Annotated in this window: 2 protein-coding genes; both read right to left on the minus strand. The window is 69.1% G+C overall.

Annotation, left to right across the window (positions count from 1 at the left end; all coding sequences use genetic code 11):
* Nucleotides 1-40: 40 nt before the first annotated feature.
* The gene (locus tag ACRYM6_RS22780; protein WP_432545175.1) at nt 41-3,922 is read right to left on the minus strand and encodes a DNA-directed RNA polymerase subunit beta'; all 3,882 of its coding nucleotides are present in this window, start codon (nt 3,920-3,922) and stop codon (nt 41-43) included.
* Nucleotides 3,923-4,035: 113 nt separating this feature from the next.
* Nucleotides 4,036-7,545 (minus strand): DNA-directed RNA polymerase subunit beta, encoded by a 3,510-nt coding sequence (rpoB, locus tag ACRYM6_RS22785; protein WP_432545176.1) that lies wholly within the window; start codon nt 7,543-7,545, stop codon nt 4,036-4,038.
* Nucleotides 7,546-7,913: the final 368 nt, after the last annotated feature.

Genomic DNA, 7,913 nt, shown 5'->3' on the forward strand with positions numbered 1-7,913 from the left:
CCCGCTCCCCCGGGGGAGCGGGACGGCCCGGTTCAGCAGGTCAGCGGTAGTCGCTGCTGCCGTAGTCGAACTCCTCGAGCGGCACGGCCTGGCCGGAGCCCACGCCGAACTGCGCGTAGTCCACGTCGTCGTAGCCCGGCACCGAGTACATCTGCGCCTTGGCCTCCTCGGTGGGCTCGACCCGGATGTTGCGGTAGCGCGGGAGACCCGTGCCGGCCGGGATGAGCTTGCCGATGATGACGTTCTCCTTCAGGCCGAGCAGCGGGTCGCTCTTGCCCTCCATGGCCGCGTTCGTCAGGACGCGGGTCGTCTCCTGGAAGGAGGCGGCGGACAGCCACGAGTCCGTCGCGAGCGACGCCTTCGTGATCCCCATGAGCTCGGGACGACCCGAGGACGGCTGACCGCCCTCGGCCATCACCCGGCGGTTCTCCTCCTCGAAGCGCGCACGCTCGACGAGCTCACCCGGCAGCAGCTCCGAACCGTTCTGCTCGATGATCGTCACCCGCTTGAGCATCTGGCGGACGATGACCTCGATGTGCTTGTCGTGGATCGACACGCCCTGCGAGCGGTAGACCTCCTGCACCTCGTCGACCAGGTGCATCTGCACCCGGCGCGGGCCGAGGATGCGCAGCACCTGCTTGGGGTCGACCGCACCCTGGACGAGCTTCTGCCCGACCTCGACGTGCGTGCCGTCCTCCACCAGGAGCCGCTGACGGCGCGTGACGGGGTACTCGACCTCCTCGGCGCCGTCGTCGGGGGTGACGACGATCTTGCGGCCCTTGTCGGTCTCCTCGATGCGGGTGCGGCCCGCGACCTCGGAGATCGGCGCGTTCCCCTTGGGGGTGCGGGCCTCGAACAGCTCGACCACGCGCGGCAGACCGTGCGTGATGTCACCGGACTCCGAGGCGGCACCACCGGTGTGGAAGGTGCGCATCGTCAGCTGCGTGCCGGGCTCACCGATCGACTGCGCGGCGACGATCCCGACGGCCTCGCCGATGTCGACGAGCTTGCCGGACGCCAGCGAGCGGCCGTAGCAGTGCGCGCAGGTCCCGACGCGGGACTCGCACGTCAGCACCGAGCGCACCTTGACGCTGTCGACGCCCTGGGCGACCAGCGCGTCGATGACCACGTCGCCGAGGTCGGCGCCGGCGGCCAGCACGACCTCGCCGTCGACCACCACGTCGGTGGCCAGCGTGCGGGCGTAGACGCTGGTCTCGACGTCGTCGTGGCGGCGCAGGGTGCCGTCGGCGCCCTTCTCCGCGATCGGCATCGCCAGACCGCGGGTGGTGCCGCAGTCCTCCTCGCGGACGATGACGTCCTGCGAGACGTCGACGAGACGACGGGTCAGGTACCCCGAGTCGGCGGTCCGCAGCGCGGTGTCCGCCAGACCCTTGCGGGCGCCGTGCGTGGTGATGAAGAACTCACCCACGGTCAGGCCCTCGCGGAAGGAGGCCTTCACCGGACGCGGGATGATCTCGCCCTTCGGGTTGGCCATGAGGCCGCGCATCCCGGCGAGCTGACGCATCTGCATCCAGTTACCACGAGCACCCGAGCTCACCATGCGGTGGATCGTGTTGTGCTGCGGCATGGCCGCCTCGAGGTCCTTGGCGACGTCGTTCGTGGCCTGCGTCCAGATCTCGATGAGCTCCTGACGGCGCTCGTCGTCGGTGATCAGACCACGCTCGTACTGCTGCTGGACCTTCTCCGCCTTGGCCTCGTACGTCTCGAGGATGGCCAGCTTGTTCGGCGGGGCCACGACGTCGGCGATGGAGACGGTGGTGCCCGAGCGGGTGGCCCAGCGGAAGCCGGCCTCCTTCAGGGCGTCCAGCGCCGCCGCGACCTGCACCTTCGGGTACTTCTCGGCGAGCTCGTTGACGATCGCCGACAGGCGCTTCTTGTCCACCGCGGTGTTGACGTACCGGAAGTCCACCGGCAGCGTCTCGTTGAACAGGGCCCGGCCCAGCGTGGTCTCGACCGTCAGGTCGTCCCCCGCCGTCCAGTCCTCGGGCAGCGTCCAGCCCTCGGCCGGCACGACCCCGTCGAGGCGGATCTTGACCTTGGCGTTCAGGTGCAGCTGGCGCGCGTCGAAGGCCATGATCGCCTCGGCGAGCGAGGAGAACTGGCGGCCGACGCCCTCGACGTCGTCCCGGTCGGCGGTCAGGTGGTACAGACCGATGATCATGTCCTGGGTGGGCATGGTCACCGGACGGCCGTCCGCCGGCTTGAGGATGTTGTTCGAGGACAGCATGAGGATGCGGGCCTCGGCCTGCGCCTCCGCGCTCAGCGGCACGTGCACGGCCATCTGGTCACCGTCGAAGTCCGCGTTGAACGCGGTGCAGACGAGCGGGTGGATCTGGATGGCCTTGCCCTCGACCAGCTGCGGCTCGAAGGCCTGGATGCCGAGGCGGTGCAGCGTGGGCGCGCGGTTGAGCAGCACGGGGTGCTCGGTGATGACCTCGGACAGGACGTCCCAGACCACCGGGCGGGCGCGCTCGACCATGCGCTTGGCCGACTTGATGTTCTGCGCGTGCGAGAGGTCCACGAGCCGCTTCATGACGAACGGCTTGAAGAGCTCCAGGGCCATCTGCTTGGGCAGACCGCACTGGTGCAGCTTCAGCTGCGGGCCGACGACGATGACCGAACGGCCCGAGTAGTCGACGCGCTTGCCGAGCAGGTTCTGGCGGAACCGGCCCTGCTTGCCCTTGAGCATGTCGGACAGCGACTTCAGCGGGCGGTTGCCCGGACCCGTGACCGGCCGGCCGCGGCGGCCGTTGTCGAACAGCGCGTCGACGGCCTCCTGCAGCATGCGCTTCTCGTTGTTCACGATGATCTCGGGGGCCCCGAGGTCGAGCAGGCGCTTCAACCGGTTGTTGCGGTTGATGACCCGGCGGTACAGGTCGTTCAGGTCGGACGTCGCGAACCGGCCGCCGTCGAGCTGCACCATCGGGCGCAGGTCCGGCGGGATGACCGGGACGCAGTCCAGGACCATGCCGTCGGGCGAGTTGCGGGTCGTCAGGAACGCCGAGACGACCTTGAGGCGCTTGAGCGCGCGCGTCTTGCGCTGGCCCTTGCCCGTCGCGATGGTCTCGCGCAGGGACTCGGCCTCAGCCTCCAGGTCGAAGCTCTGCAGGCGCTTCTGCAGCGCCGCCGCCCCCATGCCGCCCTCGAAGTAGAGGCCGAAGCGCTCGCGCATGGCGCGGTAGAGCACCTCGTCGCCCTCGAGGTCCTGGACCTTGAGGGTGCGGAAGCGGTCCCAGATGGTCGTCAGGCGGTCGATCTCGGTGTCGGCGCGGCGACGGATCTGCGCCATCTCGCGCTCGGCGGACTCGCGCACCTTGCGGCGCACGTCCGACTTCGCGCCCTCGGCCTCGAGCTCGGCCAGGTCGGTCTCCAGCGTCTTGGCGCGAGCCTCGACGTCGGAGTCGCGACGGTTCTCGACCTCGCGCTTCTCGACCTCGATCTGCGCCTCGAGCGAGGCGAAGTCGCGCTGGCGACCCTCCTCGTCGACCGACGTGATCATGTAGGCCGCGAAGTAGATGACCTTCTCGAGGTCCTTCGGCGCCAGGTCCAGCAGGTAGCCCAGGCGGCTGGGGACACCCTTGAAGTACCAGATGTGGGTGACGGGGGCGGCGAGCTCGATGTGCCCCATGCGCTCACGACGGACCTTGGCCCGCGTGACCTCGACACCGCAGCGCTCGCAGATGATGCCCTTGAAGCGGACGCGCTTGTACTTGCCGCAGTAGCACTCCCAGTCCCGGGTGGGACCGAAGATCTTCTCGCAGAAGAGCCCGTCCTTCTCCGGCTTCAGGGTGCGGTAGTTGATGGTCTCGGGCTTCTTGACCTCACCGTGCGACCACGTGCGGATGTCGTCCGCGGTGGCCAGCCCGATGCGCAGCTCGTCGAAGAAGTTGACGTCGAGCAACGTGATCTTCTTTCTCTAGGTTCTTCCGAGGTCTGACTGATCCGAGGGGCCCCGCGAGGGGTCCCGTTGTCCGGCCGGGGCGGGTGGGGGTTCCGACCCCCACCCGCCGTCCGTCAGACCTCTTCGACGCTGCTCGGCTCGCGCCGCGCCAGGTCGATGCCCAGCTCCTCGGCCGCCCGGAAGACGTCCTCGTCGCTGTCGCGCATCTCGATGGCCATGCCGTCCGAGGAGAGGACCTCCACGTTCAGGCACAGCGACTGCATCTCCTTGATGAGCACCTTGAAGGACTCGGGGATGCCGGGCTCGGGGATGTTCTCGCCCTTGACGATCGCCTCGTAGACCTTCACGCGGCCCAGGACGTCGTCGGACTTGATCGTGAGCAGCTCCTGCAGGGCGTAGGCGGCGCCGTAGGCCTCCAGGGCCCAGACCTCCATCTCGCCGAAGCGCTGACCACCGAACTGCGCCTTACCACCGAGCGGCTGCTGGGTGATCATCGAGTACGGGCCGGTCGAGCGGGCGTGGATCTTGTCGTCGACCAGGTGGTGCAGCTTCAGGATGTACATGTAGCCGACCGAGACCGGGTCCGGGAACGGCTCGCCGGAGCGGCCGTCGAACAGCCGCGCCTTGCCGTCGCCCTGCACGAGGCGGTCGCCGTCGCGCGTCTTGAGCGTCGAGCTGAGCAGACCGGTGATCTCCTCCTCGCGCGCACCGTCGAAGACGGGCGTGGCGATGCGGGAACCGGCCGGCGCCGAGCGGATCTCCTCGGGGATGAGCTTGGCCCAGTCCGGGTCGCCCTCGATCGACCAGCCGCGGCTGGCGATCCAGCCCAGGTGCAGTTCCAGGACCTGACCGACGTTCATCCGGCTCGGCACGCCGAGCGGGTTGAGGATCACGTCGACCGGGGTCCCGTCCTCGAGGAACGGCATGTCCTCGACGGGCAGGATCTTGGAGATGACGCCCTTGTTGCCGTGACGGCCGGCGAGCTTGTCACCGTCGGTGATCTTGCGCTTGTTCGCCACGTAGACGCGCACCAGCTGGTTCACGCCCGGGGGCAGCTCGTCGCCCTCGTCGCGGTCGAAGACCTTCACGCCGATGACCGTGCCGGTCTCGCCGTGGGGCACCTTCAGCGACGTGTCGCGGACCTCGCGGGCCTTCTCGCCGAAGATGGCGCGCAGCAGGCGCTCCTCCGGGGTCAGCTCGGTCTCGCCCTTGGGCGTGACCTTGCCGACGAGCAGGTCGCCGTCGCGGACCTCGGCGCCGATGCGGATGATCCCGCGCTCGTCGAGGTCGGCCAGGACGTCCTCGGCCACGTTCGGGATGTCCCGGGTGATCTCCTCGGGCCCGAGCTTGGTGTCGCGGGCGTCGACCTCGTGCTCCTCGATGTGGATCGAGGACAGGACGTCGTCCTGCACGAGGCGCTGCGACAGGATGATCGCGTCCTCGTAGTTGTGGCCCTCCCACGGCATGAACGCGACCATCAGGTTGCGGCCCAGGGCCATCTCGCCACCGTCGGTGGACGGGCCGTCGGCGAGGACGGTGCCGACCTCGACGCGGGCGCCCTCGTCGATGACGACCTGCTGGTTGTACGCGGTGCCGTGGTTGGAGCGGCGGAACTTCGCGACCTTGTAGGCGCTGGTGGTGCCGTCGTCGTTGGACACGGTGATGAGGTCCGCGGAGACCTCGGTCGCCACGCCGGCCTTGGTGGCCACGACCACGTCACCGGCGTCGACGGCGGCGCGGAACTCCATGCCGGTGCCGATGAGCGGCGCCTCGGTCTTGACCAGCGGGACGGCCTGGCGCTGCATGTTCGCGCCCATGAGCGCGCGGTTGGCGTCGTCGTGCTCGAGGAACGGGATCATCGCGGTCGCGACGGAGACCATCTGCCGGGCGGCGACGTCCATGTAGTCGACCTCGGAGTTCGGGACGAACTCCGTCTCACCGCCCTTGGCGCGCACCAGGACGCGGGCCTCGGCGAAGGAGCCGTCCGCGTTCAGCGGGGCGTTCGCCTGCGCGATGACGAAGGCGTCCTCCTCGTCCGCGGTCAGGTAGTCGACGTCGTCGGAGACCCGGCCGTCGACGATCTTGCGGTACGGCGTCTCGATGAAGCCGAACGGGTTGATCCGCCCGTAGGAGGACAGCGAGCCGATCAGGCCGATGTTCGGGCCCTCGGGCGTCTCGATCGGGCACATGCGGCCGTAGTGCGACGGGTGGACGTCGCGGACCTCCATGCCGGCCCGCTCGCGGGACAGACCACCGGGACCCAGCGCCGAGAGGCGGCGCTTGTGGGTCAGACCCGCGAGCGGGTTGGTCTGGTCCATGAACTGCGACAGCTGGCTCGTCCCGAAGAACTCCTTGATGGAGGCCACGACGGGGCGGATGTTGATCAGCGTCTGCGGCGTGATCGCCTCGACGTCCTGGGTCGTCATGCGCTCGCGCACGACGCGCTCCATCCGGGACAGGCCGGTGCGGACCTGGTTCTGGATGAGCTCGCCGACGCTGCGCAGGCGGCGGTTGCCGAAGTGGTCGATGTCGTCGACCTCGACGCGGACGTCGACCGGCTGGCCGTTCTTGACGCCCGGCATCGAGACCTCGCCGGCGTGCAGCTTCACGAGGAACTTGATGGTGCGCACGATGTCGTCGACCGAGAGCACGCTGGAGCTCAGCGGCTCCTCCATGCCCAGCTTCTTGTTCACCTTGTAGCGGCCGACCTTCGCCAGGTCGTAGCGCTTGGGGTTGAAGTAGAGGTTGTCGAGCAGGTTGCGCGCGGCCTCCTGCGTCGGCGGTTCGCCCGGGCGCAGCTTGCGGTAGATGTCCAGCAGCGCGTCCTCGACGCCCGAGGTGTGGTCCTTCTCCAGCGTGGAGATCATCGACTCGTAGTCGGCGAACTCCTCGCGGATCTGGGACTCGCTCCAGCCCAGGGCCTTCATGAGGACCGTGACCGACTGCTTGCGCTTGCGGTCGACGCGGACGCCGACGGTGTCGCGCTTGTCGATCTCGAACTCGAGCCAGGCACCGCGCGAGGGGATGATCTTCGCGGTCCACGTGTCGCGGTCGGACGTCTTGTCCGGCACGCGCTCGAAGTAGATGCCCGGGGAACGGACCAGCTGCGACACGACGACGCGCTCGGTGCCGTTGATGACGAAGGTGCCGCGGTCGGTCATGAGCGGGAAGTCGCCCATGAAGACCGTCTGCGACTTGATCTCGCCGGTGTTGCCGTTGATGAACTCCGCCGTGACGAACAGCGGGGCGGCGTAGGTGAGGTCGCGCTCCTTGCAGTCGTCCAGGGAGTACTTCGGCGGCTCGAACCGGTGGTCGCGGAACGACAGCGACATGGAGCCGGAGAAGTCCTCGATCGGGGAGATCTCCTCGAAGATCTCCTCCAGGCCCGAGGTCGTCGGGACGGCGAGCCCACCGTTGGTGGACGCCTCCACCCGGTCCTGCCAGCGCTTGTTGCCGAGCAGCCAGTCGAAGCTGTCGGTCTGCAGCGCCAGGAGGTCGGGGACCTCAAGCGGTTCGTGGATCTTGCCGAAGGAGTACCGTCCGGAGACGGTGCGCGGCGACTGGTTGCCGACGACGGTGGTGCCGGTGCTGTTCGGTGCGGACTCTGGACGCGAGGCAGCCAAGAGGGGTCCTTCCACGGGCCTGCGAACGTTGTGCGCGCCCCGTCCCACTCGGTCGTTCCCACGGCGACGACCGGCCATATGACGCTGGGCAGCGCAAAACAACAGGGTACCCGTCGTGGGCGCACCTGTCCAGCCCCCGGTCCTGACGGACCTGGGCCGCGGACCCCCTCCCCGTCCGACGTCGTCGTCGGGTGGAGCCGGGAGTCGAGGACAACCGGTGATGAGGATGCTCCGCCGCGGGGTCCGCGTCAAGGCGACGCCCCGACCTTGTGGACCGCCCGCTCCCCCGCCGGCGCTCCCCGGGAGGGGCCGGGAACGCACAGGGGGGGGGGGGGGGCGGGGGGGGGGGGGGGGGGGGGGGGGGGGGG

Origin of the sequence: Kineococcus rugosus (assembly GCF_050871975.1) — a bacterium.
GTDB lineage: Bacteria > Actinomycetota > Actinomycetes > Actinomycetales > Kineococcaceae > Kineococcus.